General features: G+C 70.1%; 24 protein-coding genes. 15 read left to right on the forward strand and 9 right to left on the reverse strand.

Translation table 11 applies throughout. From position 1 onward, the window contains the following. Positions 1-2: 2 nt before the first annotated feature. Positions 3-2,390, forward strand: coding sequence for a xanthine dehydrogenase molybdopterin binding subunit (gene xdhB / locus Q664_RS59990; RefSeq protein WP_043394436.1), 2,388 nt, complete (start codon positions 3-5; stop codon positions 2,388-2,390). 39 nt (positions 2,391-2,429) lie between these two features. Here xdhB and Q664_RS52040 read toward each other — a convergent pair whose 3' ends face one another. Both Q664_RS52040 and Q664_RS59015 read right to left on the reverse strand, forming a co-directional pair. Next, positions 2,430-3,140, reverse strand: a complete 711-nt coding sequence (locus tag Q664_RS52040) for a biliverdin-producing heme oxygenase (protein ID WP_052518062.1) — start codon at positions 3,138-3,140, stop codon at positions 2,430-2,432. Then, entirely contained in the window at positions 3,137-3,364 is a 228-nt protein-coding gene (locus tag Q664_RS59015) for a hypothetical protein (RefSeq protein WP_075207420.1), read from the reverse strand. The genes Q664_RS52040 and Q664_RS59015 overlap by 4 nt, the downstream gene beginning before the upstream one ends. Before the next feature lie 289 nt (positions 3,365-3,653). On the opposite strand from Q664_RS59015, the gene Q664_RS13720 reads away from it, so the two are divergent. Next, positions 3,654-5,945: a hypothetical protein gene (locus Q664_RS13720; RefSeq protein ID WP_235216686.1), complete on the forward strand. Its 2,292-nt coding sequence runs from the start codon at positions 3,654-3,656 to the stop codon at positions 5,943-5,945. Then, on the forward strand, positions 5,942-7,282 hold the full coding sequence (locus tag Q664_RS13725; RefSeq protein WP_043394440.1) for a hypothetical protein: 1,341 nt from the start codon (positions 5,942-5,944) through the stop codon (positions 7,280-7,282). The genes Q664_RS13720 and Q664_RS13725 overlap by 4 nt, the downstream gene beginning before the upstream one ends. Before the next feature lies 1 nt (position 7,283). Here Q664_RS13725 and Q664_RS13730 read toward each other — a convergent pair whose 3' ends face one another. Further along, positions 7,284-8,525, reverse strand: coding sequence for a threonine/serine exporter family protein (locus Q664_RS13730; RefSeq protein ID WP_235216687.1), 1,242 nt, complete (start codon positions 8,523-8,525; stop codon positions 7,284-7,286). Between the two features lie 234 nt (positions 8,526-8,759). Between Q664_RS13730 and Q664_RS60835 the strand changes: the two genes are divergently transcribed. From Q664_RS60835 to Q664_RS13750, 4 genes are read left to right on the forward strand one after another with little or no spacing between them, the layout of a single operon-like run. Continuing rightward, positions 8,760-9,050, forward strand: coding sequence for a DUF4258 domain-containing protein (locus Q664_RS60835; RefSeq protein ID WP_043394442.1), 291 nt, complete (start codon positions 8,760-8,762; stop codon positions 9,048-9,050). Then, on the forward strand, positions 9,047-9,544 hold the full coding sequence (locus Q664_RS13740) for a type II TA system antitoxin MqsA family protein (protein WP_043394444.1): 498 nt from the start codon (positions 9,047-9,049) through the stop codon (positions 9,542-9,544). The genes Q664_RS60835 and Q664_RS13740 overlap by 4 nt, the downstream gene beginning before the upstream one ends. A 33-nt stretch (positions 9,545-9,577) precedes the next feature. Next, positions 9,578-10,159, forward strand: a complete 582-nt coding sequence (locus Q664_RS13745; RefSeq protein WP_043394446.1) for a hypothetical protein — start codon at positions 9,578-9,580, stop codon at positions 10,157-10,159. A gap of 5 nt (positions 10,160-10,164) precedes the next feature. Beyond that, entirely contained in the window at positions 10,165-10,728 is a 564-nt protein-coding gene (locus tag Q664_RS13750; protein ID WP_043394448.1) for a GNAT family N-acetyltransferase, read from the forward strand. Positions 10,729-10,821: 93 nt separating this feature from the next. Here the strand turns inward: Q664_RS13750 and Q664_RS13755 are convergent, their stop codons facing one another. From Q664_RS13755 to Q664_RS13765, 3 genes are read right to left on the reverse strand one after another with little or no spacing between them, the layout of a single operon-like run. Then, positions 10,822-11,688, reverse strand: a complete 867-nt coding sequence (locus Q664_RS13755; RefSeq protein WP_043394450.1) for a hypothetical protein — start codon at positions 11,686-11,688, stop codon at positions 10,822-10,824. Continuing rightward, positions 11,685-12,161: a phage holin family protein gene (locus Q664_RS13760; protein WP_052518063.1), complete on the reverse strand. Its 477-nt coding sequence runs from the start codon at positions 12,159-12,161 to the stop codon at positions 11,685-11,687. Before Q664_RS13760 ends, Q664_RS13755 begins: the two co-directional genes overlap by 4 nt. A gap of 11 nt (positions 12,162-12,172) precedes the next feature. Further along, on the reverse strand, positions 12,173-12,592 hold the full coding sequence (locus Q664_RS13765) for a hypothetical protein (protein ID WP_043394454.1): 420 nt from the start codon (positions 12,590-12,592) through the stop codon (positions 12,173-12,175). Between the two features lie 190 nt (positions 12,593-12,782). Between Q664_RS13765 and Q664_RS13770 the strand changes: the two genes are divergently transcribed. After that, a complete protein-coding gene (locus Q664_RS13770; RefSeq protein WP_043394456.1) occupies positions 12,783-13,607 on the forward strand; it encodes a pseudouridine synthase in 825 nt (274 codons plus the stop codon). A 6-nt stretch (positions 13,608-13,613) separates the two neighbouring features. Here Q664_RS13770 and Q664_RS13775 read toward each other — a convergent pair whose 3' ends face one another. The 3 genes from Q664_RS13775 to Q664_RS13785 all read right to left on the reverse strand — a co-directional run bounded on the left by Q664_RS13775 (position 13,614) and on the right by Q664_RS13785 (position 15,620). Then, positions 13,614-14,429 (reverse strand): aminotransferase class IV, encoded by an 816-nt coding sequence (locus Q664_RS13775; protein ID WP_043394459.1) that lies wholly within the window; start codon positions 14,427-14,429, stop codon positions 13,614-13,616. A 93-nt stretch (positions 14,430-14,522) separates the two neighbouring features. Further along, positions 14,523-14,927, reverse strand: a complete 405-nt coding sequence (gene rnk, locus Q664_RS13780; RefSeq protein ID WP_043394461.1) for a nucleoside diphosphate kinase regulator — start codon at positions 14,925-14,927, stop codon at positions 14,523-14,525. Positions 14,928-15,047: 120 nt separating this feature from the next. Next, entirely contained in the window at positions 15,048-15,620 is a 573-nt protein-coding gene (locus Q664_RS13785) for an RBBP9/YdeN family alpha/beta hydrolase (RefSeq protein WP_043394540.1), read from the reverse strand. A 185-nt stretch (positions 15,621-15,805) separates the two neighbouring features. Here Q664_RS13785 and Q664_RS13790 point away from each other — a divergent pair, with 185 nt between their 5' ends. The 7 genes from Q664_RS13790 to Q664_RS13820 are packed head-to-tail and all read left to right on the forward strand — an operon-like array spanning position 15,806 to position 23,507. Then, on the forward strand, positions 15,806-17,161 hold the full coding sequence (locus tag Q664_RS13790; protein ID WP_043394463.1) for an FAD-dependent oxidoreductase: 1,356 nt from the start codon (positions 15,806-15,808) through the stop codon (positions 17,159-17,161). A gap of 57 nt (positions 17,162-17,218) precedes the next feature. Next, positions 17,219-18,409, forward strand: a complete 1,191-nt coding sequence (locus Q664_RS52045) for a cupin-like domain-containing protein (protein WP_160174400.1) — start codon at positions 17,219-17,221, stop codon at positions 18,407-18,409. Position 18,410: 1 nt separating this feature from the next. After that, entirely contained in the window at positions 18,411-19,679 is a 1,269-nt protein-coding gene (locus Q664_RS13800) for a macrolide family glycosyltransferase (RefSeq protein ID WP_043394466.1), read from the forward strand. A 15-nt stretch (positions 19,680-19,694) separates the two neighbouring features. After that, entirely contained in the window at positions 19,695-20,723 is a 1,029-nt protein-coding gene (locus Q664_RS13805; protein WP_043394468.1) for an ABC transporter ATP-binding protein, read from the forward strand. After that, on the forward strand, positions 20,720-21,556 hold the full coding sequence (locus Q664_RS13810) for an ABC transporter permease (RefSeq protein WP_043394471.1): 837 nt from the start codon (positions 20,720-20,722) through the stop codon (positions 21,554-21,556). The genes Q664_RS13805 and Q664_RS13810 overlap by 4 nt, the downstream gene beginning before the upstream one ends. A 2-nt stretch (positions 21,557-21,558) precedes the next feature. Further along, positions 21,559-22,365, forward strand: a complete 807-nt coding sequence (locus Q664_RS13815; protein ID WP_043394473.1) for an ABC transporter permease — start codon at positions 21,559-21,561, stop codon at positions 22,363-22,365. Between the two features lie 2 nt (positions 22,366-22,367). Continuing rightward, on the forward strand, positions 22,368-23,507 hold the full coding sequence (locus Q664_RS13820) for a cysteine desulfurase family protein (RefSeq protein WP_043394475.1): 1,140 nt from the start codon (positions 22,368-22,370) through the stop codon (positions 23,505-23,507). Positions 23,508-23,532: the final 25 nt, after the last annotated feature.

A 23,532-nucleotide genomic window follows, 5' to 3' on the forward strand; every position in this document is an offset into this window, starting at 1 on the left:
GGATGAGCACGCTTCCTTCTTCTCCCGATACCGCCCACGCCCAGCAGCCCGGGCCGTCCCACTCGCCCCTGCACGCTCCGGCCCCGCACGAGAGCGGCCTGAAGCACACCAGCGGCGAGGCCCTCTACGTGGACGACCTGCCCTCGCCCCCGGGGATGCTGGTGGGCCACCTCGTGACGTCGACGCACGCGCACGCGCGCATCCTGCGCCGTGACGCCTCTCGCGCCCGGGAGCTTCCCGGGGTGCACGCCGTGCTCCTCGCCGAGGACATCCCCGGGGACAACCAGGTGGGCCCCGTCGTCCACGACGAGCCCTTGATGGCCGTGGACGAGGTGCTCTTCCTGGGGCAGACGGTGGCGCTGGTGCTGGCGGAGAACGCCGCCGTGGCCCGCCGCGCCGCCGCGCTGGTGGAGGTGGAGTACGAGCCGCTGCCCGCCCTCCTGTCCATCAAGGCCGCGGTGGACGCGGGCTCCTTCCTCACCACGCCGCACGTCATCGGCCGGGGCGATCCGGACGCCGCGCTCGCCGCCGCTCCGGTGCGCATCTCCGGCGAGTGCATGACGGGCGCGCAGGACCACTTCTACCTGGAGACGCAGGCGTCACTGGCGGTGTCCGGCGAGGACGACACGGTGCACCTGTGGAGCTCCACCCAGCACCCCTCGGAGGTGCAGGCGATCGTCGCCGGCGTGCTGGGCGTGGGACGGCACCACGTGGTGGTGGAGGTGCCGCGCATGGGAGGCGGCTTCGGCGGCAAGGAGACGCAGGCCGCGCCCTTCGCGGCCCTGGCGGCCCTGGGCGCACGTGCCACCGGCCGGCCGGTGAAGGTGTGGCTCAACCGCGACCAGGACATGGCCTTCACCGGCAAGCGCCACCCCTTCTGGGGCCACTACGAGGCCGGGCTCGACTCCGAGGGGCGGCTGCTCGCGCTGAACGTCGAGCTGGTGTCCGACGGCGGGTGGAGCACGGACCTGTCGCACGCCATCCTGGACCGGGCGCTCTTCCACCTGGACAACGCGTACTTCGTCCCGGCCCTGCGCTTCACCGGCCGGGTGGCGCGCACGAACCTGCCCTCCAACACGGCCTTCCGCGGCTTCGGCGGACCCCAGGGCATGTTCGTGATGGAGGAGGTGCTCAACCGCGCCGCCGAGCTGCTCGGGTTGGATCCGGCCGTGGTGCGCGAGCGCAACTACTACCGCGAGGCTCCCGCCCAGCTCACCCCCTATGGCCAGGCGGTGGAGGGCAACCGGCTGCCGCGCATCCACGCGGAGCTGATGGCCTCCAGCGACTACGCCCGGCGCCGCGCGGAGATCGAGGCCTTCAACAAGGGCTCGCGGTGGACGAAGCGGGGTATCGGCTTCCAGCCGGTGAAGTTCGGCATCTCCTTCACCACGAGCTTCCTCAACCAGGCCGGCGCCCTGGTGGTGGTGTACACGGACGGCAGCGTGCAGCTCAATCACGGTGGCACCGAGATGGGGCAGGGCCTGCACACCAAGATGCGGGCCGTGTGCGCGCACGAGCTGGGCGTGCCTCCCGAGCGCGTCCGGGTGATGAACACCGCGACGGACAAGGTGCCCAACACGTCGGCCACGGCGGCCTCGAGCGGCTCGGACCTCAACGGCATGGCGGTGAAGCAGGCGTGCGAGGTGATTCGCGAGCGGCTGCGCCCGGTGGCCGCGCGCCTGCTCCAGGCCGAGCGGGGAGGAGAGGTGGACGCGCTCGCCTTCACGGGGGGCCGGGTCTTCCTGCCCGCGCGTCCCGAGCGCTCGGTGTCCTTCGCCGAGGTGGTGCACGCCGCCTACCTGGCGCAGGTGTCGCTGTCGTCCACGGGTTACTACCGCACCCCGGACATCTCGTACGACCGGGTGGCGGGGCGCGGAAAGCCCTTCCACTACTACGCCTTCGGAGCGGCCGTGGTGGAGGTGGAGGTGAGTGGCCTCACGGGTGAGCACCGGGTGCGCCGGGTGGACATCCTCCACGACGTGGGCACCTCGCTGGTGCCGAGCATCGACCGGGGCCAGGTGGAGGGCGCCTTCATCCAGGGCGTGGGCTGGCTCACGTGCGAGGAGGTGCTGTTCGACGCGAAGGGACGGCTCGTCACGCACTCGCCGGACACGTACAAGATTCCGGCGGTGGGGGACGCGCCCGAGGACTTCCGCGTGGCCCTGCTGGAGCGCGCGCCCCAGGACAGCACCATCCACGGCAGCAAGGCGGTGGGCGAGCCCCCGTTCATGTTGGCCATCGGAGCGGTGACGGCGCTGCGGCACGCGGTGGCCGCCTTCGGCCCTTCGCGCACCCCGGTGGAGCTGGCCTCGCCCGCGACGCCGGAGGCCATCCTCCGCGCGGTGGAGGTGGCACGGGCCGCGGGAGCGCTTCCGGACGGGAAGGACTGAGGCGCGAAGTGGGAGCGCCCGGCCCTCCACTCCGGGCGCTCAGGAGGTTTCCCGCGCGAACGCCAGCGGCCGCGGCCACCAGCCGCCTGCCCTGACGCGCTCGCGCTGTTCGCGGACCACGGGGAGATTCCGGCCCAGGGCCTCGAAGAGCGAGCGCACCGTGCGCACGGCGAGCCGGGCTTCTTCCACGAGGGCCTCGCGGGAGCGCTCGTCCAGGCGCAGCTGATCGAGCGTGTCGAGCAGGTGCGCCCGGTAGGACTCTCCATCGAGGTGGGTGGCGTGGCGGAGGAAGGACGTCCCCTCCTTGCCGCGCAGCCCGAGCGCGCGGGCGATTCCGGCGCCGCCCTGGCTGCCTCCGGGCAGGTCCGTGGCATGGAGCACCCAGGCATGCGCGGCGAGCAACCCGGGGGCCTCATCGCAGAGCAGGCCGAGCCGCTCCACGTGGGCCACCGCGTCCTGGCGCGGCACGCTCGAATACCAGCCCGGGCCGAGCAGGGCGCGGAGATCGTCCTGCAGCAGCTCGTTGCGCCACAGCTCGGGCAGGCAGAGCGGGCCCACCGCCGGGTGCTGGCGGTTCCACATGAGCGCCCACTCCAGCTCCGCGTAGAGGGCCTGGAGGTTGGCCAGCAGCCGCACGTAGTGCGTCCGCTCCAGCTCCCCCCGCGCGAGCCGCCGGGCGAAGGGGGTGTTCATCGCGGCGCGCACCTCGTGGGCGGTGGCCTGCCGCAGCAGCTCCGTCAGCGTGCTCACTGCTTCCACCCTCCCGTGGCAGCCGCCTCGGGGACGGTCTCGGCGGCCGGGGAGAGCGCCCGGAGTGCGTCTCCCAGCGTGAGCCAGATGGCGTGCAGCGTTCCCTCGTCCATGCGGATCGTCATCGGTCCGAGGCTCAGGTGGATGTGTCCGCAGGAGCAGCGCGCCACTTCCGCGCTGGGACTACGGGCCAGGAGGGTGCGGCAGCAGGGAGGCGTTGGCATGGGAGCTCCTCGGCGCTTCGTGATTCGTTGAAGTTGATTCTGATTATCGTTTTCAAAATCAAGATGCCAGACGAAGAGCGAGCGGTCAAGCGGAGGGGCGGGGGAGGCCGGGTGCCGGACGGCCGGGCGGGGTGAATCGGCCCAGGCCTCTTCTGAGCCCATGCACTCCCTCTCCGAGGTGCACCACTCCGAGATTCGCGACACGCAGGCCGCTCAGGTGTGTCGGTAGGCTGCGCCCTGCTTCGAGCCGCGTGCCACCTGGCGCGCGTGGTCCGGTAGGAGGTGCCGCGTGTGCGAGCGTCGTGATGCTGTGCGTCTGGCGGTTGGCGTTCCCGGGTGGGCGGTGCCGCTGCTGGGAGCCGTCCTGCTCACCACCGCCTGCGCCACGCGGGCGCCGCACTCCGGCGGGGGTAGTCCCCACGGCGAGCGCGCCCTCTTGCGCTCGCCTCTGGTGCCGCCGTCCATGGCGCCCCGAGAGACAGGAGGGCCGGAGCGGTTGCGCCGGCGCCGCGGCGCCTGGGGGCTGGAGTCGAACGCTCGCGCAGGGCCGGGCGAGGCGGCGGTGCATGGGGTGGCCAGCGGGGGCACCCTTCCCCAGGGCCCCGCTACATGCGGAGGCCAGGTGGTGCCCCGGGACTGGCCTGACTTCTCCTCCGGCGGCGAAGTGCTGCTGGCGCCCTTCCTCACGTGCACCTCGCCCGCCGAGTACGTCGCCCTGCAACAGCGCGTGGACATGCCCCGGCTGGTGGAGGCCTTGGACGAGTGGAGCGCGGTGAGGTTGGGCGCCCTGGGGCCGGTGCGCGAGGACGCCGCCGCCCTGCTGCAGCGCAAGCGCGCCGCCTTCCTGGTGAGCGCCACCGAGCGCTACGGCCCCTACCACGCCGAAGTGTTCGCCCTCTTCGTGCTGCACTCGGCCCACGACGACGAAGTGGACGCGGTGCTGCGGCTGCTGGCCAGGGACAAACAGTTGGGGCAGACGCTGGCCCTCATGCCCGCCGTGCGCCAGGAGTTGGAGGCGCGCGGGCTGCCGCTCTCGCGCTACCCGGAGCGGGCCGAGCGGGGCGGGGACGTGCTGCGGGGCCTGGGCCGTGCCGCACGCGACGCGCTCGCCACCAGTCCCCTGGTGGACGGCGGGCGCTACCTGGAGATGACGGGACGGTGGGCGCACCTGCCTCCGCCCTACCAGCACGCCGCGCGCGAGGTGGAGCGGGCCCTGGCGCTGCGGCACTTCTCGGCGGGCAGCGTGGCGCTGGGCACCTTCGACGCCATGACGTTCGGGGTGCCGCTGGGTTTCTACTACCTGGTGGCCGGCACGGGCCAAGGGGCGTACTCCCTCAGTCAGGGCGAGTACGAGCAGGCCACGCGCGAGCTTGCTCCCGCCCTGCTGCTGGGGACGCTGTACGCCGGAGGCAAAGGCGTGCGCGCCCTGTCCCAGGCACGAGGGGCCGGAACGCCCGCGCTCGGCGGACTCCAGGCGATGCAGCAGCACCTCCGGGGCCTCCAGGAACTGGGGCGGCAGGTGCAGACGAAGCTGGGCGTGGACGGCGTGCGGGAGTTGGTCCGGTGGATACGAGAGCGCCGGGAGGTGGGCCACTTCGTGGCCGTGGGGGGCGTGGACGCGGCGTTGGCGCTGCACGAGGCGCGAGGCAACGTGGCCCGGGCGCAGGCGGTGATGTCCAGGGCCCGGCCCGGGGCCACGGGGGCCCCAGTGGCAGGGGGCGGAGCGCACAAGGGTGCCGGACAGGTGGCCCCCGTGGTGGACGACGGCGCACGTGCCAGCCTCGAGGCAGGTGCGGCGGAGCGCGCCGGGGGACTGGCCTCGTTGGTGGACGAGGGGGCGGGCCTCACCCGGGAGGTGGTGGAGGCACGGCTGGCGCTGATGGAAATGGAAGCCCCGGGCCCGCGGCTGCCCCGGGACGTGGCGGTGCTGGAGAAGCAGCGACCCTCCGCGGAGGCCGCGCCACCCGGCGCCGAGGGCAACCCGCGCTGGGGCGAGTATGTGGCCTATTACGAGGGGCGCCTGCGGGAGCTCGAACAGGGCAAGGCGGTCAAGGCCCCCATGCGCTGGGATGCATACGCGCAGATGCGGGGGTGGTTCGCCCGGGGGCTGGCCTTCGAGCGCCTCATGGTGGGGTTGCTGGAGGCCGACGCCAGACTGCCCCGGGCCGAGCGCCGCTTCCTCGGAGCCTTTGTCAGACCTCGCATCTCGAGGTCCGTGGGAGTCTGGAAGCCGGAGAGCGGCTTGCGCTATGTGGATGTGCTCGTCATTGAGGAGGGCGGGTCTGCCAGCGGGCCCCCTCGCGTCGAGACCTTCAGCTTCAAGAGCCGCGATCTGTCATCTTTGAAAGGCAGGGCGTTGTTGGCACAAATGGTCGAGGACGCGAGCGAAGCGCTCCAGAAGTATGGAGGGACGCTGGATATCCGCCGGGGCTCCCTCCATTCTCTTCTCCCACAGGGCAGCGAAGTGCCCGTCCGGCGGGTCCGCCTCGTCTACGAAGGGGGCACGAAGGTCGATAACCTGGATGCAGTCGTGACTGCTGTAGAGGGGAAGGTTCAGGGAGTGGAGGTGCTGTTTCAATGAAGGTGCTCGAGTTCCATGATTCGAGGGACGAGGACTACCTCCGGCTTTCTTTCGAAGGTGTCTTTGACGCACAGGCGGCACTGGAGAGCGAGTTGGCGCCCTGGTTCCACGCGCTCGAGGAGTACGCCGACGGGTGGATGCCGGATGTCACCGAAGGCAAGCGGCAACGCAAATACGCCCGCCCGGCCCTCTGGAAAGCCCTGGAGGAATCACGAGACGGGAACAGTACGACCCTCGGACTCTACCGCACGCGGTGGCCTGACTTGGACATGACACTCCTGCTCTGGCTGCCCCCCCGGCCTCCCAAGCTGGAGGTTTGGCTCAAGGTGAAGCCGCTCTCCTTCTTCGCGGAGGCGGAGCGCTGCCGCAAACTCGTGGAGATGATGCGCGCCTGGGCCTCGCGCTATCCCGTCACATACGCCCGGGCCCACAGCGCCGACGACGCGGAACTGGCGGGCTCTCCGCGATTCGGACGCGACGAGAAGATTTCCCGGAAGGACGGTTTCGACAAAATCTACGGTGTCTTCTGGCTCAACGTCTTCGGCCCGAAGCTGGTGGAAGCCGTGGGGCGCGAGCGGGTGTTGTCCACGCCGGCCCACCGGGTCGAAGAGCTGCCCAACGGCTGCGTCCTGCTGGTGACGTGGCCCACCGCCGCGGACTTCGCCAGCGACGAGGCACGCCTGGCCCAGGCGCGCGCCCACGCCCACCTGCGGCCGGACCTGGACTTCGACACCCTCCTGCGCGCCCTGCGCGAGCGCAGTGCCATGCTCGCCCCCGTGGAGCCCCGCTTCCACCCGGATGTAGAGCCGCTCCTGTTACGCGTGGTGGACCGCACCGCCAGCCACGCGCGCCAGCGCAGGATCGCCGAGCTCAATGCCTGGCAGCCGCCCGAGCCCGAGGAGTGGCGCCCCGCCGATTCCGTCCTTCCCCCGGACGTGGACGACCCGGAGCGCGCCCTGGAGCGCTACGGCGACCTGGCCGAGCACCTCGTGGCCCTGCTGCACACCGACGTCCCCTCCGTCTTCGAGGAAACACCGGAGTCCCTCACGGACGTGGACTTCTACTTCTGGCGCGAGGATTTCCCCAAGAGCCGTCTGCGGGAGAACATCGAGGCGTACGCGGTGCCCGCCATTGGCGCGTACCTGGGCGAGGTGCTGGTGCGTCACCTCGGCGGCCGGTGGATACCGCGCCAGAAACTCGAGGAGGCCCAGGTGCTCGTGGGCCAGCGTGTCTGGCTTCCCTTCGTCCGCGCCCGCCACTACATGGCCTCGTGCCAGGCGTTGCTGGACTTCTCGCTGACGCGGTTCTACCGCGCCGCCGAGCGCCACCGGGGCTGACTCAGAGCACCTTGCGCGGCTGGACGAGGGCGTTGGCGAACAGGAGTCCGGCGACGAGGGCCACGGCCACCATGAGCATGGAGAAGGCGGTGTCCACGCCCGCGAGCACGTCGCGGGCGAGCAGGGACTCCATGCTGCGGAAGCCGATGCTGCCGGGCACCAGCAGCATGATGGCGGGCACCAGGGTGATGACGGCGGGGCGGTTGCGCACGCGGGCGAGCAGGTTGGTGACGAGCCCCACGATGAGCGCGCCGACGAAGGCGCCCAGCTGCGTGCCCAGCACCTGGGAGCCCAGGCGCGAGCCCACGTAGGCGAGCGTGCCGGCCACGCCAATCCACCCCCAGTCCTGGGGCCGGGCGCGGAAGAGGACGCTCACGCCGAACAGCATGGACACGAGGGCGAGCGGCTCCGTCCAGCCGGGGAGCTCTGGCACCGGGCCGAGCTTCGCGGGCAGGGGGAACCACTCGGCCAGCCGGGTGCCCAGCGCCACGCCGAAGCCGAGCTCGAGGAACACGAGCGCCGCGCCGGTGAGCCGGGAGGTGCCGGAGATGAGGTTGCGCGTGGCGAGCTCGTTGAGGGCCACCGTCAGGCTGAGGCCGGGCAGCAGCACGATGAGGCCGGCCAGGGTGACGATCTGCACGGACAGGGGCCCCACGAGGCTCGCGGCGATGACGGCGAGGGCCGAGGAGAGGATGGCGGCCACCGGCTCCAGCACCCACATGGTCGAGGACTGCCTGCGCGTCCACAGGTCCAGCCCACCGATGAGGAGGCTGATCAACGCGGCCACGCCCATCTCGCGCGGACCGCCGCCGAAGAGCCGGGCGCCACCGACGGCGGCCAGGGCCCAGCACAGCAGGAGGAGGGGGCTGCCGTGGCGAGGGGGCTCGGCGAGGATGGACTCCACGCGATCGGCGCCTTCCTCGGGGGAGAGCTCGCCGCGGATGACGGAGTCCGCGAGCGCATCGAGCCGGGCCAGGCGGCCGAGGTCCATCTCCCCGGGCACTACGCGGATGAGGGAGGTCTGCAGGGCCTCGGGGGGGCCGAAGGAGGCGAAGATGGAGGTGGGGGTGGAGAAGAAGCGGGCCTCCAGGCCCAGCCGTTGGGCCACCAGGCGCATCTGCTCCTCCAACTGGTGGGCGGGAGTGCCATAGCGGTGCAGGGCCTGCCCGAGCCGCAGCGTGAACGACACCGCTGGGACGGGAGGAGGCGGCTGGAGCACGACGAGCTGTTCTGCCGGGAGCACTGGCCGCACATGGCAGAGGGCTTCTGGGGAGTCAAACGAAGCCTTCGTCACTCCCGACGCTGACCCGCTTGCTTCCTCCGTCCGTGCGGGAGACCCGCCGTCTCTTTCACGAGCCGCACGTCCATGCCGCAGCGAGGCTGATTTCCTCGGGAGCCGGACTGGCGAGCAGCTTGCAGAACGCTTGGAGAGCAGACGAGCGGAGTTGAAGTTTCTCCAAGAGTTGGTATTTCTCCAATGAGTGATGTTCCAGGTCACCTGCGGGCGAGTGACGCGAAGAAGCGGATCAGATGCATCCAGAAGGATGGATGGGTCCTCTTCAGTCGCCATGCCGAAGACGAGATGCGGAAGGACGAGCTCTCTCTACGAGACGTAGAGAACGTGCTTCGCGGAGGCGTGGTGCGTGAGCCGGAGTGGGAGAACGGGAGCTGGCGGTACCACGTCGAGACCTCGAAGATTCGCGTGGTCATCGCCTTTCGTGACGAGAACACACTGGTCGTAGTGACCGCCATGCGGAGGAACCGGTGAACCACAAGTGTCTCATGTGCGGCACGCCCATGAAGGGAACCCGGGAGAACATCAAGGATGACCTCATCGGTCTGGATGGCGTCACCTTGAAGGGGGTCATGGTCTTCCGGTGTCCCAAGTGCGGCGAGCGTGAGATGGGCATCCATAAGATTGAAGAGATGCACCGCCAGCTGGCCATGGCGGTTGCCCGGCGCCGGGAACGGCTCGGTCCGAAGGAGATCCGCTTCCTCCGCAAATACCTCGGGCTCTCCAGCAAGGACTTCGCGGACAAGATGGGCGTCGATAAGACGACCGTCTCCAAGTGGGAGCGCGTCGATGCTCCGGCTCCCATGGGACAGCCCGCGGAGAGGCTCCTCCGCCTCATGGTGATGGTGGACAGGCCTGTCGAGGAGTACCCCCTCGAGGAGACGGGGCTCGTCGAGGCCAGGCCGATCCGGATGGTTCTCGAAGAAGGCAAGGGCTCCCAGGCGTGGCGGGTCGTTCCTTCCTCTTGACGAACGGCTCACTTCGCCGTGCTCTTACGGCCCATGAGTGACTCCGCGCAGGGATTCATCGTGTTGGGAGCGGCCCGGACCAAGGTGCAGCGTTGGTTTGGCTCCCGCCCGTTGCCGGCCTTCCTCGCCGCCGGCCCGGGCAAGGCGCTGCGGCTGTGGCCCCGTGCCGAGGGCGAGGCCGCCGAAGCCGCCGCCAATGCCCTCTCCGGCGAGCTGCCCAAGAGCCGCGTCGTCATCTTCTCCATCGGTCAGGACTCCCTGCGCGTCAGCGTCCACGTGGACGGCACCTGCCAGACCCGTGAGGAGGTCGCCCTGCGCCTGCGCACCGCGAAGCAGCTCTCCCAGGCCCACGCCGCCCTCCAGCGCGTCTCCACCGCCCTCGACTTCAAGGGACACCGGCCCACGCTGCTGCGTGACGGCGACAGTGTCCCCGGCTTCCTCGCGCTCGCCGGTGTGAAGGAGGGTGATGTCTCCGCCCTGTCGCACGCGCTGCTCGCGGAGGCCCGCCAGCACCCGGAGGCGCAGGACGCCGCGCGCTTCCAGGACTTCACCTACGTGGACGAGCAGGGAAAGGCCCATCCCTTCTTCGCCAATTCCCCGGGCGCGAAGACCTGAACGCCATGCTGCTCACCACGCCCCTGACCACGTCCCGCTTGCTGCTGCGCGAGTTCGAGGACGACGACTGGCGCTTCACCCACCCCTACGAGTCCGACCCCGAGGTGGTGCGCTACCAGTCCCATGACGTCCGTACCCCCGAGGAGAGCCGGGACTACATCCTCCGGGTGATGGCCAACGCACGCGAGACGCCCCGGCACGTCTATGACATGGCCGTGGTGCTGCGCGACGAGAACCGGCTCATCGGCCGCTGTGGCATGCGCATCAACGACCCCGAGCTGCGCGAGGCCACCCTCTGGTACATCCTCGACCGCTCGCGGTGGGGCCAGGGCTACATCACCGAGGCGGCGCGGGCCCTCATGGACTTCGGCTTCGGGACGCTCGGTCTGCACCGCATGTGGGCCGACTGCGACCCGCGCAACCCCGGCTCCTTCCGCGTCATGGAGAAGCTCGGCATGCGCAAGGAAGCCCACTTCCGCGAGAACGGCTTCTACAAGGGCGAGTGGTGCGATTCCCTCATCTACGCCCTGCTCGACCGCGAGTGGCGGGCCCTTCCTCCAGCCCGGTAGCCCCCGCAGAGCGCAAGGCCGGGCAAGGCGATCGCCGCCCCGTCCGGCCTCGTGCGCTCCGTGTCTCCAAACCAGGCCCAGGGGGCGCCCGGCTCAGTGCACGGAGGTGAAATCATCGAGCGGCGGCAGCGGAGGAATGGCGCCACGCTCCCGCTCGCTCTCCGAGGAGGCGGAGGCCTGGAACTCCTCGTCCCTGCCACCCTCGTCCGCGTCCTGCCCCGAGAGCTTGCTCTCGAGCTGGTCGCCGAGGGTGGAGATGCGCTCCTTCACCTTGGCCTTGGCCGGCTCGATGAGCTGGCGCTCACGGTTGGTCACCGGGATGAAGCTGGCGAACAGCGCGCCGATGGCGAGGCCGCCAATGGCCAGCAGCACCGGGTTCTCGGACACCGTGCCGTACCAGTCCGAGGCCTGGTGACGGATCTCCCCCCGGTCCGGAATGCGCTCGCGCAGCCCGTGCGTCTTGTCCCTGGCCCGGTCCACCAGGCCGCTGGCGCGCTCCTTGAGGTCGGAGGCCTTGTCCTTCGCCATGTCCATGGCTTCCGAGGCGCGCTCCTTCAGGTTGTCGCTGCCTGGCGAGCCCAGCTTGTCCCCGGTGGGCCGCATCAGGCCCCCATCCGGAGAGGGGACCAGGGACGGGAGTTCCCGGTCGTAATCGCCGTACATGCGGCTGCTCCCGCTCGAATGCTGGCGCACGTCGAACGCCTTCTTCATCAGCATCGAGCCCACACCGGCGCCGAGGATGGCGCCCAACATGCTCCAGCCCCTGGGCGTGTCCGCCCGTTCCTTCACTTCATGGCTCTTGCGCATCACGGTCTCCCTGGCTTGCGTCTTGATTTCGTCGACCTTCTCCACCGCTCTCTCCCGGGCCTGCTCCTTGAGGTCCGAGACCTTCTCCGCGGCGATGGCCTTGAGGTGCTCCGGCTCCATGCGCCGGGCCAGCTCATCGGCGAGCTCGCTCATGCGTGCCCGTGCATCTGAGATTTCACGGATTGGAACGTCCTGCTCGCCCATTGACTGTCCTCCTTCAGGGTTTGAATGGTCTGGTTGGGTGCGTGGACCTGCTTGAGGCTCTTGATGCCCGCCATGGCGACGCCCGCGCCGATGCCGAGGAAGAGCACCGTGACGATGAGCGCGGCGGCCCACAGCGGCAGCGCGTAGCCGAGCAGGATGATGGCGAAGGCCGCGAAGGCGAGGGCGCCGATGAACAGCAGCAGGCCTCCCGCGCCCACCATCACGCTGCCCGCCTTGACCTTCGTCGCCTCCTGGCGCAGCTCCGTCTTGGCCAGGGCGATCTCCGCGCGGATGAGGCGCTTGCCCTGGTCGAAGAACTCGCCCACCAGCGAGCCGAACTCGCGTCCCGACATGCCGTCACCCGGCACGGTGCGGCCTTCGTAGCCGAAGTCTCTTCCAGTGTCTGGATTGCCTGGTTGCATCGCGTCCCCTCCTATTCCTTCAGGATGCGGGCGGCGAGGAACCCGAGGGCGACGCAGCCGGCGAAGAAGGGCGCGGGCTTCTCGCGGATGAACTGCTTCGCATCACGCACCAGCTCCTCGGTGGAGCCGTTCTCGATGCGGTCCGAGAACCGGCGCACGTAGCCCACGGCGCCATCGAGCAACTGCTGGGAGAAACCGTCCGCGTTCTGCGAGGCGTTCTCCAGCGTGGAGACGAAGCCCTGGAGGTTCTTGATGAGATCGCCCTTGCGGTCGTCGATCTGGTGGTAGACGCGATCCTTCGTCACATCGGTGAAGCGCTTCACCTGCTCCTTGCCCTGAGCCGTGAAACCGGTGTCCTCCGCCGTCCCGATGGACTGGCCGGTACCGGTATAGCTGGAACCCTGGATTCCTCCTTCAGTCACGGTTGCCATGCGACTTCCTCCGAGTAGGTTGAATGGAGTGCTCATGCGGGAATGCCCCGCACATGCTTCAAGCTAGGCATGCCCGGGCAGGCGCCAGGACCGAGCCGGGGAACGCTCGCGAAGCAGGCGGTGAAGTGCTGTGCCCGGAGCGCCGGGAATAGGAATGGGAAGTCAGCGCAGCGCAGGAGGGGATTCACGGATGGCGAGGAAGCCGAAGACGCCCCGGTGGCTGGAGGCCGCGCGCCGGCGCCAGGAGCCGGTGCCGGAGGGAAGCCGAGCGGACTGGTTGGCGCGAGCGCTGGGGCGGGCCGGGGTGATGCCTCGGGCCGAGGCGGAGCAGGCCATCCGGGAGGGACGGGTGGAGGTGGACGGGCGCGTGGAGCGCGAGCCCTTCGCGCCGGTGCACGCGGGCAGCGGGGTGCGAGTGGATGGGACGCTCCGCTCGCTGGAGGCGCGGACGCTGGCGCTGATGTTCCACAAGCCCGCGGGCGTGGTGGTGCACGGGAGTGACCCCGAGGGCATCGGCACCGTCTTCGAGCGGCTGCGCCCGGTGCTGCCGCCGGAGCTGCGAGGCCACGAGTGGTACGCGGTGGGACGGTTGGACCGGGACACCACCGGCCTGCTGCTCTTCACCAACGAGGAGCGGCTGGTGGCACACGCGACCTCGCCGGAGACGCACGTGCCCAAGCGCTACGTGACGGACGTCGAGGGGCGGCCGTCGGAAGCGGCCCTCCAGCGGCTGCGAGAGGGAGTGGTGCTCGACGATGGACCGACCAGGCCGGCGGGCGCCCGATTGCTGGCCCCGGGGCGGGTGGAACTGGTGCTCACCGAGGGGCGGCATCACCAGGTGAAGCGGATGCTGGCGGAGGTGGGGCACCCCGTGCGGATGCTGCACCGCGAGGCCGTGGGCACGCTGGTCCTGGACGTACCGGAGGGCACCTGCCGCCTGCTCACGGAGGCCGAGATACAGCAGTGCCTTGGTTTTCGAGACCTCCCCTCTCCCTCTGGGAGAGGGCCAGGGTGAGGGTCGTCACACGTCTCGTCGCGCGTACTCCCGCACGACGGCGCGGGCCTGTCCGGCCAGCGCGTGGCTCCCAGACAGTTCCTTCCCGAGCAACCGCGGGACGGCGAGGGCGAGGCCCACGGAGTTGGTGAGGACGCAGCCGCGCACGTCCTCCACCTGCGTCCGGTGCACGGTGCGCTCCACGACGGCTCTTTCCCCGAGCCGCCCAGCCTCCAGCAACACGGAGCGGATGATGCCGGGGAGGCACGGAGCCTCCAGCGGGGGCGTCACCACGGCCTCGCCCACGAGGAAGAACAGGTTCCCATTCGGAACCTCGCACAGCTCTCCCGCCTCGTTCACGAAGACGGTGCCCCGCCCGAGGTGCGCGTACTGCCGCAGGTACGAGACGCTCTTGTGATTCAGGGTGGGGTCACCCCGGCGGTAGCAGCGGTCCTCCACCGTGTCGAGAACCACCCCTCCGTCCGGGGCTCGTTGGGGCAGGGGAGCGAAGGACAGCAGCAGCCGCCCATCTCCCGCCACCAGCTTGGCCACGCCGGTGAAGCGCGGCCCCAGGCCGGCATCCACCTCCAGGCACCGGCGCAGCGCCTCGTGGACGGCCTCGGAGGTGAGCACCTCCGGCGGAGGCGGTTGCACGCAGCCCGCGTGCGCTCCCAGGCTCTCGCGAAGCCGCGCGAGGTGCCGCGCGAGGAACATCGGAGTGCCCTCCTCGACGAGGAGCGTCTCGAAGAAGCCCGCGCCGAAGAAGAAGGACTGGAGGAAGTCCTGGAGCCGCAGCTCCTCCAGCCGGCGCACCTCGCCGTTCACCGCGACCGTCCCCGTCATCCGATGCGCGCCTCCAGGAAGTGGGCGCTTGTAACAGAGGTCCCCGGGCTCCGGTTGCTCCGAGTGCACTCCGCGCCCACCGGGAGTCCGGGCTCAGTGGTGGTGGCCCGCGGCCTGCGGCTGATAGGTGACCGAGAGGATGCGCAGGCGCTTGAGCTTTCCGCCCGGCAGCTCCCAGTCGATCTCCTGCCCCACCGACAGCCCGAGCAGCGCCGCTCCCACGGGCGCCAGCACGGACACCCGCCCCTGCTCCAGTGACGCGTCCTGCGGGTAGGAGAGCGTCACCTCGCGCGTCTCCCCCGAGTCCTCGTCCCGGTACACCACCCGGCTGTTCATCGTGACGACGTCCGGCGGCACCTGCGTCGGCTCGACCACCTCCGCGCGCAGCAACTCCGCATCGAGCGCGTCCGCCTTGTCGCCGGCGGTCGTGTCGATGAGGGTCCGCAGCCGCTCCATGTCGGTCGACGTGACCACGATCCTCGGCTCATGCGTGCTCATCACGGTTCAATCCTTTGACCCTGCGTGTGGCCGGTCAACCAAGCGGGATCCGAACCATGCCTGCATGGCGGCAGGGCGTCTGACACCGGACGTCCCACCGGTCGTAACCCTGACGGCCCGTCAAGGATTGAGCGTCTCCCCGAAATGCAGACGCAGTGCGTCGAGCACCGCCGGCTCCCGCTCGCCGTTGAAGTGGCGCGCGCCCGGTACGAGCACCACCTCGGCGCCGAGCCGCTCCTTCCAGAGCCGCCCGTTTTCGCGGAAGTCCGAGGTGAATGGATCGTTGTCGGACAGCAGCACGACGAAGCGGCGCGAGGCGGCGCGCACCCGCGCGACATCCACCGGCGTCTCCATCCACGGCAGCAGGCTGTCCCATGGCTTGTCCACGCCCCACCACGCCGCCACCAGCAGCACGCCGTCCACCGTGCTCCCGGGAGGCAACTCCGCCAGGTAGCGCACCACCGCCTGGCATCCGACGCTGTGCCCCAGCAGCACCGTTCCTCGCGCGGGCGCCGTTCCCAGCGCGGCGGTGAGTGCTGGCACCCACGTGCCAATCCTGGGTTGTTGCGGCTCCGGCATGTCCAGCGCCCGCACGGTGTCGAAGCCCGGCGGCCGCTCGCGGATGAGCCAGGGGTAGAAGTCCGAGCCGGAATGGCCGGCCCAGCGGGGAACGAGGGTGAGCGCGCGCGTCATGGTGGCCTCCGGCATAACACCCCCGTGTCCCACCCCGGCCCTTGACTTACCGGTTACACGGGTGTTTCTTATTATCGGGTAGAAATCATCTTGTCTTCTTGAAAGCCGGAAACGGCTGGGTGCGCGGGCGGGTAGGGGCCTGACGGATGATCCCCCTTTCTGCCCGAGAGGAGCGCCAGCCGGTCATGAGCTCGTCGGACGAGGTGATCATCGTCGGTGGAGGTCCGGTCGGCTCGGTGCTCGCGCTGTTCCTGGCGAGGCGCGGCCTGAAGGTGGACGTCTTCGATCGGGACAGCGGGCTGCGCACGGACCTGTCCATCCGCCCCACCGTCAACCTGACCCTGTGCGAGCGGGGCCTGAGGGTGCTGCGGACGCTCGGCGTGGAGGAGCAGGTGCGCGAGGCCACCGTGCCGCTCTACGGCCGCGCGGTGCATGGGCGCGACGGCTCCACCACCTTCCAGCCCTATGGCAACTCGCGCGAGGCGCTCCAGTGCATCTCGCGCAACAAGCTCTACGAGATGTTGCTGCGGTGCGCGCAGCAGCAGCCCGGCGTCACCTACCACTTCGGCCAGCGCTGCCTGGACGTGGACCTGGAGAGCAACACGCTCACCTTCCAGGATCTCCAGACGGGCACCACCCTCCAGCGGCAGGCGCAGCGCATCGTCGGGGCGGATGGGGCCTTCTCCATCGTGCGCCAGCGGCTGCAGCGCTCCAGCCGCTTCGACTACTCGCAGCAGTTCTTCCCGCACAGCTACGTGGAGCTGACCGTTCCGCTCCAGCCGGGTGGCCGGCCTCCCTTCGAGCGCAATGCCATCCACTTCTGGCCGGACGGCGAGGTGGGTCTGCTGGGCATGCCCAACTTCGACGGCAGCCTGATGCTCATGCTGCAACTGCCCGCCGAGGGCGGCGACTGCTCCTTCGAGGGTCTGCGCACGCCCGAGTCCGTGCGGCGGCTCTTCGAGGAGCGCTTTCCCCAGCTCGTGCCGCTGATGCCGGACCTGGCCACGGAGTTCTTCTCCCGCCGGCCCAACCCGCTCGTCACCATCCGCTGCTCCCCGTGGTTCCACCAGGACAAGGTGGTGCTGGTGGGGGATGCGGCCCACGCCCTGGTGCCCTTCTACGGCCAGGGCATCAACGCCGGCTTCGAGGACTGCGCCACGCTCGACGAGTGCCTCACCACCCACGAGGGCGCCTGGGGCCCCGCGTTCCGCGACTACTCGCGGCTGCGCAAGCCGAACCTGGACCTCATCTCCGACCTGGCCCTCCAGCACTTCTGGGAGCTGCGCGAGCGCGTGGGAGATCCTTCCTTCCACCTGCGCAGGAAGCTCGAGCGCAAGGTCAACAGCCTCTACCCGGACAAGTACCAGTCGCTCTACTCGATGATCTCCTTCACCCCCATGAGCTACGTGGAGGCCTGGAAGAAGGAGCAGGAGCACCAGGCCCTCATCGAGCAGTTGATGCGCCTGGACGACATCGAGCAGCGCTGGGACGGCCCCGAGGTGGAGGCCGCCATCCACCAGATGATGGGCGCCCGCCGATGAGCCTGCCCGGTGGGGGGCCCGGCTGGCCCTCCGCGACGCTCTGCTAGCATGCCTCCCATGAACCTGCCCCCCTTGCCCTTCACCGCCAGGTCCGTGCGCCGGATCTCCCGCGTCTCTCGCGAGGAGTTCGTCACCGCGCAGCTCGAGGAGCCCTTCGTGGTGACCGGGAGCCTCGAGTCCTGGCCGCTGTTCCAGCGGATGCGCGAGTGCGGCGGCGACGAGCGGAAGCTGGCGCTGTTGGGCTCGCTCGTGGGCCAGACGCCGGTGTCCTATCACCGCCTGCCCCAGCAGCTGCGGGGCCACTTCCACTTCCAGGAGGGCAACCCCGAGCAGGTGACGTTCGGCAAGGCCACGCGGCGGGAGGAGGTCTCCTTCGACGTGCTCGCGCGCGAGCTCCTGGAGTGCCAGCGGGGCGAGTCGGCCGACTCCGTCTACATGCAGGCGCACTTCATCGAGAAGGGCACGCCGCTCTTCGGGGCGCTCGGGCCCGGTGTGCTGCCCTTCCTCCCGGAGGACAACGACATCGCGATGATGTGGGTGGGCTCCAACGGCCAGGTCGTCAACCTGCACTACGACGACTTCACCACCGTCATCTGCATGGTCAACGGGATGAAGCGGGTGACGCTCTTCCCGCCGGAGTCGCTGCCCCACCTGTACCAGGCGCCCTTCGATCGCATGCTCGAGTACTGCCAGACGAGCCTCGTGCGGGTGCTGGAGCCGGATCTGCGGCGCTATCCGCTCTTCGAGCGCGCCCAGCGCGAGGCCCAGGTGGCGGTGCTGGAGCCCGGGGATGTGCTCGTCATGCCGCCCATGTGGTGGCACCACGTCGAGTCCTTCGGGCTCAACGTGATGGTGAACACCCGGCTCTTCCCCGCGAGCTTCCCGCAGCTCGAGTCGGCGTACTCGAACCTGTCGCGGGCCGTGAAGCTGTTCTTCCCGCGCTCGCAGGAGCAGCGGAACCGGGCCCTGGCGCTCTACCGCGAGGCCGTGTTCGCACCGGGGGCCTCCGAGCCCGGGCCGGTGCATTCCGCGGCGGTGGCGGAGGAGACGCCCGAGCTGGCCCGGCACCGGGCCGAGACGCGGGAGGTGGCCGCGAGCATCCCGGCCTTCCTGCGCGAGCACCTCGCCCGCTACTACGAGCACTTCGTCTTCCAGGCCTCGGGGGATCCGCACCCCACGCTGCCCGGTGCCTTCGCCGCCATGGTGGAGCGCAACCGCCACTCCCCGACCCTCTTCCCGCGCGAATGAGATGAAATTCGTCTTCCTGCCCTTTTCGGCCCAGGGCCACGTCGGTCCGACCCTGCCCGTGGCCCGCGAGCTCGTCTCCCGGGGCCATGAGGTCGTCTATTACGTGACGGGCGCGTACGAGCAGGCCGTGCGCGGCACCGGCGCGGCCTTCCGGAAGATCGACGACGCGCTCGGCCTGCACCACGTCACGAAGGACGCCACCGGGAAGACGGGCCTCCAGATGTTGGAGGAGGCGATGCCGCACCTGTTCGCCACCTTCCGCCGGGGCCTGGAGCGTGCTCCCGAGATGGCCGCGCGCGTGCGCACCGAGGCCGCCGACTGCATCGTCTACGACGTGATGTCCACCTGGGGCCGCGCCACCGCGGACCTGCTGCGCCTGCCCACGTCCTCCTTCTACACGACGTACGTGCTGCCCGAGTCCACGCAGAGCGGCAACGAGGTGGGCTCGGGGGGTGAGCAGCCTCCGCGTCCTCCGCTGCGTGAAATCATCGCGATGCTCCGGCTGCGGTGGGCCTCGGAGATGCTCCACTGGCGCCATGGGGTGCCGCGCCGGCGCATGCCCGAGCTGTTCGTGGCCTACGAGGACCTGAACATCGTCTGCGTGCCCCGGAGCTTCCACCCGGACATCGAGCACTTCGACGAGCGCTTCCTGTTCGTGGGGCCCACCACCGTGGCTCCCCGCGAGGCACCCACGGACTTCCCCTTCGAGCAGCTCGAGGGCAAGCCCGTCCTGCTCGTGTCCATGGGCACCACCCCGCTGAACCAGCGCCCCGAGTTCTACCGCCCCTGTATCGAGGCCTTCGGTGGCACGCGCTGGCAGGTGGTGATGGTGGTCGGGCAGGGCATCGATCTGGGCTCGCTCGGGCCGATTCCCTCCAACTTCATCCTGCGCCCCTACGTTCCGCAGCCGGAGATCCTCCAGAAGCTGGCCCGGGTCTTCATCACCCACGGCGGGATGAACTCCGTCATGGAGGGCCTGTGGTTCAGCGTCCCCATGCTCGTCTTCCCTCAAATCTCCGAGCATGCGCTGTCGGCGAAGCGGGTGGAGGCGTTCGGGCTCGGCCGCGCGCTGAAGGAAGAGGTCGCCCTGAATCCCCAGGCACTGCTCCAGGCCGTGGAGGCCGTGGATGCGGATCCCAGCCACCGCACGAAGCTGGCGGAGTTCCAGCCCACGCTCCGTGAGGGAGGCGGTCACCGCCGGGCGGCGGAGGCCCTCGAACAGTACGTCCAGCGCAAGCGCGAGCCCGTGGGCCAGCGCGCCGCCTCGTGAGCAAGGTGAAGTCCCGTGTCATTGATTGAAGCCCAGCAACTCACTCGAAGCTTCCGCATCCCCGACAAGGGGCCGGGATTCGCCGCCGCGGTCCGGCACCTCGTGCGTCCCCGCTTCATGGAGCGCACCGCGGTGGACCGCATCGATCTGCGTGTCGAGGCCGGCGAGAGCGTGGCGTACGTCGGCCCCAACGGCGCGGGCAAGTCCACCACGCTCAAGATGCTGACGGGCATCCTCGCTCCCACGAGCGGACAGGTCCGCGTGCGCGGGTTGGACCCGCACCGCGACCGTATCGCCAACGCGCGGCACATCGGCGTGGTGTTCGGCCAGCGCTCGCAGCTCTGGTGGGACCTGCCCGTCTTCGAGTCCCTGCGGCTGCTCGGCGACATCTACGACGTGCCCCAGGCGGACTTCACCCGGAACCTGGGCGAGCTGTCCGAGCTGCTCGAGCTGGGCGAGCTGCTCCGGGTGCCCGCGCGGCAACTCTCCCTGGGCCAGCGGATGCGCTGCGAGGTCGCCGCCGCGCTGCTCCATGGCCCGGACCTCGTCTACCTGGACGAGCCCACGCTCGGCCTGGACGTGGCCGTGAAGGACAACGTCCGGCGCTTCATCCGCCACATCAACCGCGAGCGCGGCGTGACGGTGATGCTCACCTCGCACGACCTGGGCGACATCGAGGACCTGTGCGAGCGCATGGTGATGATCGACGGGGGCCGCATCATCTTCGACGGGCCGCTGCGCACCATGCGCGAGCGGTTCGGCAAGGACTGCGCCATCCACCTGTCCCTGCGCGGGCAGTTGCCCGATGCGCTCGAGGTGGCGCGCAAGACGCTGCCGGAGCTGCCGGCCGCGTGCAGCTCGCAGCCCGAGCCGCATGAGCTGGTGGTCCAGTTCGACATGACACAGGTGCCGGTGGGCCCGCTGGTGGGCCGCCTGCTGGCCGCGCTGCCCGTGCAGGACCTGCGCATCCAGGAGTCCAGCATCGAGTCCATCCTGCGCGAGCTCTACAAGAGCCGGCCCAAGCCCCAGGACGCTCAGCCATGAGCGGCGCCGCCTCGCTCGAGGGACTGCGCATGGCGCCGCGTCCCCGCTACCTCGCGCTGGCCCTCACCGGGGCGCAGCGGATGATCGCCTACCCGCGCACCGTGCTGCTCAACCTGCTGGCCAACCTGGTGTGGCTGGCGGTGTCCTATCAGCTCTGGGCCGCGGTGTTCTCGTCCACCGCCCAGGTGGGCAGCTTCGACTGGGCGCGCATGCGGACGTACGTGCTGCTCGTCCAGGCGCTCGCCCTGTTCCTCAACGCCACGGACGCCGTCTACCGCATGGTGATCCTGGTGCGCATGGGAGACATCGCCACCGAGCTGCTGCGCCCCTATGACATCCTCCGGGGACAGCTCGCCATCAGCACCGGCGCGGCCCTGGTGAGTGGCGGCCTGGGGGCGGTGGTGATCGCCGCGGTGGGCTTCGTGTGGCTGGATGCGCTCCCGCCCATCTCGCCGGGCGCGGCCGTGTGGTTCGCGGTGAGCGTGCTGCTGGGCTTCCTCATCCGCTTCCTCGTGGGCTTCATCACGGCGTTGATCACCTTCTGGACCATGAACTGGCTGGGCGTGAGCTGGGCGCAGACCGCCCTGGTGAGCATCCTCTCGGGAGCCCTGATTCCCCTGGAGCTCTACCCGGAGTGGTTGCGCTCGCTCGCGCTCGTGTTTCCCTTTCACGGCATCCTCCACACGCCCCTGGCCATCTACCTGGGGGACCTCCAGGCGGACGCGCTCTCGCGAGCGCTGGCGGTCCAGGCGTTCTGGGTGGTGGCGCTCTGGGGGCTCGCCCGGCTGATGTGGCGGCCCGGGGTGCGTGCCCTGGAAATCCAGGGAGGCTGAGCATGTTCGCGCGACCCTCCCGTCTGGTGTGGATCTACTTCCGGCTCCAGCTCCTGCACCTGCGCTCGCAGCTCGAGTACGAGGCCGACTTCTGGGTGGGCCTCGTCGGGGCGGCGATGCGCCACGTGGCCGGCTTCCTCTTCATCTGGGCGGTGTTCCGCCAGGTGCCCCAGGTGCACGGCTGGACGCTGTGGGAGCTGCTCTTCCTCTACGCGCTGGCCATCGTCCCCATGGGGCTGGTGGAGCTGTTCTACGACGGTCCCTGGCGGCTCTCGGAGCTCATCAACGAGGGGCGTCTGGACCGGGTGCTGCTGCGTCCGCTGCCCGCGGGGTTGCAGGTGGTCACCGAGGCCTCCAGCCTCCACGGGCTGGGCAGCGTGGTGCTGGGGCTCATGCTGCTGGTGCGCGCGGGGTCGGAGCTGCAACTCACCCTGGCTCCCTGGCAGTACGTCTTCGTGGCGGCGTGCATGGTGGGCTCGGTGCTGCTCGTCGGCTCGCTCTTCTTCATCACCCAGTGCCTGGCGTTCTGGGAGCCCTCCACCACCATGTCGCTGTGCACGCTGGTGCAGGAGATGACGGCGCTGGCCCGCTTCCCCGTCACGCTCTACGAGCAGCTCTTCCGCGTGCTCCTCACCTGGGTGCTGCCCTTCGCCTTCATCAGCTACTTCCCGGGCCTCGTGCTGCTGGGCCGGCCGGAGGCCAATCCCTGGCTGGGGTATGGCTCGCCGCTCGCCGGGGTGGTGGTGACCTTCGTGGCCGCGCGTGTCTGGGGCTTCAGCTTGAAGCACTATCAGGGGACGGGGAGCTGACCATGAACGAACACCCCATCTACCTGGATCACAACGCCACCGCGCCGCTGCTGCCCGAGGTGGTGGACGCGATGGTGCCGTACCTGCGCGAGCACTTCGGCAACCCGTCGAGCGCGCACGTCTACGGACGCAAGGCCAAGGCGGCCGTCGACGAGGCGCGGGCCCGGGTGGCGGGGCTGCTCGGCGCGGCGGCGGAGGAGATCTTCTTCGTCGCGCATGGCACCGAGGCCAACAACCTCGCCATCCGCGGCGTGCTGGCGGCGCTGCCGGAGAAGCGGCACGTGGTGACGTGCGTGACCGAGCACCCGGCCACCGTCGAGCCGAGCCGCCAATGGGAGAAGCAGGGCGGGCAGGTGACGTGGCTCCCGGTGGACGGCGAGGGCCGCGTCCGAGTCTCCGAGGTGGTGGCCGCGCTGCGGAGTGACACGGCGCTCGTCACGCTCATGCACGCCAACAACGAGACGGGGGTGTTGCAGCCCATCGCCGAGGTGGCGCGCGAGGCCCGGGCGCGGGGTGTTCTGCTGCACACCGACGCGGCGCAGTCCGTGGGAAAGCTGCCCGTGTCCGTCGAGGGGCTCGGCGTGGACCTGCTCACGGTGGTGGGCCACAAGTTCGGCGCGCCCAAGGGCGTGGGGGCGCTGTACGTGCGCAAGGGCACGCCGGTGCGTCCGGTGTTGCTCGGCGCCGGGCACGAGCGCGGCCTGCGTCCGGGCACGGAGAACGTCGCCTCCATCGTGGGGCTCGGCGTGGCCTGTGAGGTGGCGCTCCGCACGGTGGAGACGGAGGCGGCGCGGGTGAGGGGATTGCGCGAGGAGCTGTGGGAGCGGCTGCGGGCGCGCGTCCCGGGGCTGGCGCTCAACGGCCATCCGGTGGAGCGGCTGCCCAACACGCTGAACGTCCGCTTCCCCGCGGTGAGAGGCACCGCCCTGCTGGCGGCGGCTCCCGAGGTGGCCGCGTCCACGGGCTCGGCGTGCCACGCGGGCGAGGAGTCCGCCTCGTCCATCATCACCGCCATGGGCGTGGAGCCCTCGGCGGCGCTCGGCTCGGTGCGTCTGTCCCTGGGCCGGACGACGACGCACGAGGACGTAATGGCCGCCGCCGAGGCCCTCGCCGCAGCGTGGAAGCGCCTGGCCCGAAGCTGACACGAATCGAGGGGCCCAGATGCAA

The organism is Archangium violaceum Cb vi76 (assembly GCF_000733295.1).
Taxonomy (GTDB): domain Bacteria; phylum Myxococcota; class Myxococcia; order Myxococcales; family Myxococcaceae; genus Archangium; species Archangium violaceum.

Bases quoted from the DNA above. Each gene is read 5' to 3' on its own strand.
- Q664_RS13750 (WP_043394448.1), top strand. From the start codon at position 10,165: ATGCTGCTCACCACGCCCCTGACCACGTCCCGCTTGCTGCTGCGCGAG.
- Q664_RS52045 (WP_160174400.1), top strand. From the start codon at position 17,219: ATGAACCTGCCCCCCTTGCCCTTCACCGCCAGGTCCGTGCGCCGGATC.
- Q664_RS60835 (WP_043394442.1), top strand. From the start codon at position 8,760: ATGAGTGATGTTCCAGGTCACCTGCGGGCGAGTGACGCGAAGAAGCGG.
- Q664_RS59015 (WP_075207420.1), bottom strand. From the start codon at position 3,364: ATGCCAACGCCTCCCTGCTGCCGCACCCTCCTGGCCCGTAGTCCCAGC.
- Q664_RS13790 (WP_043394463.1), top strand. From the start codon at position 15,806: ATGAGCTCGTCGGACGAGGTGATCATCGTCGGTGGAGGTCCGGTCGGC.
- Q664_RS13745 (WP_043394446.1), top strand. From the start codon at position 9,578: ATGAGTGACTCCGCGCAGGGATTCATCGTGTTGGGAGCGGCCCGGACC.
- Q664_RS13820 (WP_043394475.1), top strand. From the start codon at position 22,368: ATGAACGAACACCCCATCTACCTGGATCACAACGCCACCGCGCCGCTG.
- Q664_RS13760 (WP_052518063.1), bottom strand. From the start codon at position 12,161: ATGCAACCAGGCAATCCAGACACTGGAAGAGACTTCGGCTACGAAGGC.
- rnk (WP_043394461.1), bottom strand. From the start codon at position 14,927: ATGAGCACGCATGAGCCGAGGATCGTGGTCACGTCGACCGACATGGAG.
- Q664_RS13775 (WP_043394459.1), bottom strand. From the start codon at position 14,429: ATGACGGGGACGGTCGCGGTGAACGGCGAGGTGCGCCGGCTGGAGGAG.
- Q664_RS13755 (WP_043394450.1), bottom strand. From the start codon at position 11,688: ATGAGCGAGCTCGCCGATGAGCTGGCCCGGCGCATGGAGCCGGAGCAC.
- Q664_RS13800 (WP_043394466.1), top strand. From the start codon at position 18,411: ATGAAATTCGTCTTCCTGCCCTTTTCGGCCCAGGGCCACGTCGGTCCG.
- xdhB (WP_043394436.1), top strand. From the start codon at position 3: ATGAGCACGCTTCCTTCTTCTCCCGATACCGCCCACGCCCAGCAGCCC.
- Q664_RS13785 (WP_043394540.1), bottom strand. From the start codon at position 15,620: ATGACGCGCGCGCTCACCCTCGTTCCCCGCTGGGCCGGCCATTCCGGC.
- Q664_RS13770 (WP_043394456.1), top strand. From the start codon at position 12,783: ATGGCGAGGAAGCCGAAGACGCCCCGGTGGCTGGAGGCCGCGCGCCGG.
- Q664_RS13810 (WP_043394471.1), top strand. From the start codon at position 20,720: ATGAGCGGCGCCGCCTCGCTCGAGGGACTGCGCATGGCGCCGCGTCCC.
- Q664_RS13765 (WP_043394454.1), bottom strand. From the start codon at position 12,592: ATGGCAACCGTGACTGAAGGAGGAATCCAGGGTTCCAGCTATACCGGT.
- Q664_RS13725 (WP_043394440.1), top strand. From the start codon at position 5,942: ATGAAGGTGCTCGAGTTCCATGATTCGAGGGACGAGGACTACCTCCGG.
- Q664_RS13815 (WP_043394473.1), top strand. From the start codon at position 21,559: ATGTTCGCGCGACCCTCCCGTCTGGTGTGGATCTACTTCCGGCTCCAG.